Genomic DNA, 1,542 nt, shown 5'->3' on the forward strand with positions numbered 1-1,542 from the left:
ATACGGAGAGACGCCTTATAGATTTAACGTTATTAACCCATTATTAATAGCTCAAATATATGAATTATTTTTAGGCGAAGAGCTTGTAATTGATGATTCTGGTGAAATTAAATTAGAAAAGAAAAGGAATAATCCTTTGGGCAGCGTAAGTACGCCATATCAGGTTGCTAAAAGTATAGTTGAAGACGAAATAGAGCGATTTGATTCAGTAGATGATATTAAAATTTTAGATCCCAATGCTGGGAGTGGGACGTTTTTAATATCTGCATTTGATATTCTTGTACAGAAAAAAGAGGAGGTGTTATCTCGAAAGTTAACATTTAATGAAATGAAGGAAATAATTACTAAACAGCTATTCGCGGTGGATATTGATTTTGGCGCTATTCAGGTATTGCGGATGGGAATTTCGTTGAAGCTGATGTTGGGTAATTATGTGAAACCAGTTATTTTTAAAAAAGCGTTATCAGAATACAAAGAGAATTTCATTTTAGGGAACACTATAATAAATAGAGAAAAATTATCGGATAGCGATTGGGAACATGAAGAAATTATTGATTCGCTACCATTAAGCTATCAAGAGGCGTTTCCAGCCATTATGGAAGATGGTGGATTTGATTTGATTATATCTAATCCACCATATGTTGAGCCTAAACTCTATACAAAAAAGTGGCCATATTCTTATGGGCTTTTAAAAGATATGTATGGGTTCCCAAAGGAAAAAATAGATAGCTCGTTGTTTTTCTTAAAACGTTATTTTGAATTGTTAAAAAATGGAGGAAAATTAGGAATTATCATCCAACGAAGATTTTTTGCTACTAAATATGGGCAAAGTATTCGAAAGTGGCTATCGAAGGAGGGATATCTAGAAGAAATTTTATCAATTCAAGATAATAGTTTGTTTAAGGGACGCACCACGTATGTTGCAGTGCTATATGGTCAAAAAAAATATAACAAACAAGTTACCTTTAAAAATAATTTGTCCAAAATAACAACGGACTTGGATAAGCGGAAATTAACGAAAGAATTTCAACAGAAAATTGTGGTAGATGCACCGATAATTAGCAATGGCATTTGGTCGGTTAAAGCTATGTACGCGGAAGAAGTTATATGTTCATTATTTAAGAACACAGATAGAAAATTTTACAAAATTAATGATAAAGATGCTGAATTAAAAATTATTGTTGGTCCTCAAGTATTAGATAAAAAATTCTATTATTTAACTGGTGATATAGACGCTAACGGCATGTTCAAAGGAAGCAATAACGAAAATGAAGATGTGGTAATAGAAAAGGAATTAGTAAGACCAATTCAAGGAAATTCTAAATTATACTCGTTTTCTAAGAAGTTTAGTCCGGAGTATATACTCTTTCCTTATGATAATGAGATAGTTCCTTTAAATTTGGATTATATTGAAAATAATTATCCTAAAGGGTTTCAGTATTTGTCGAAAGTAAAGAAGGAGTCTAAAACAAGACGAAATCCTGGAGAGAAATGGTACACTTATACTCGAAAACAGAATTTACAGTACTTAACTACACCTAA

1 protein-coding gene is annotated in these 1,542 nt (G+C 31.8%); it reads left to right on the forward strand.

Annotated elements, in window-relative coordinates:
- A partial coding sequence (locus tag JCM2765_RS16450; RefSeq protein ID WP_156301851.1) for an Eco57I restriction-modification methylase domain-containing protein occupies positions 1-1,542 on the forward strand: 1,542 nt, incomplete at both ends.

Source organism: Secundilactobacillus similis DSM 23365 = JCM 2765 (genome assembly GCF_001311075.1).
Taxonomy (GTDB): Bacteria; Bacillota; Bacilli; order Lactobacillales; family Lactobacillaceae; genus Secundilactobacillus; species Secundilactobacillus similis.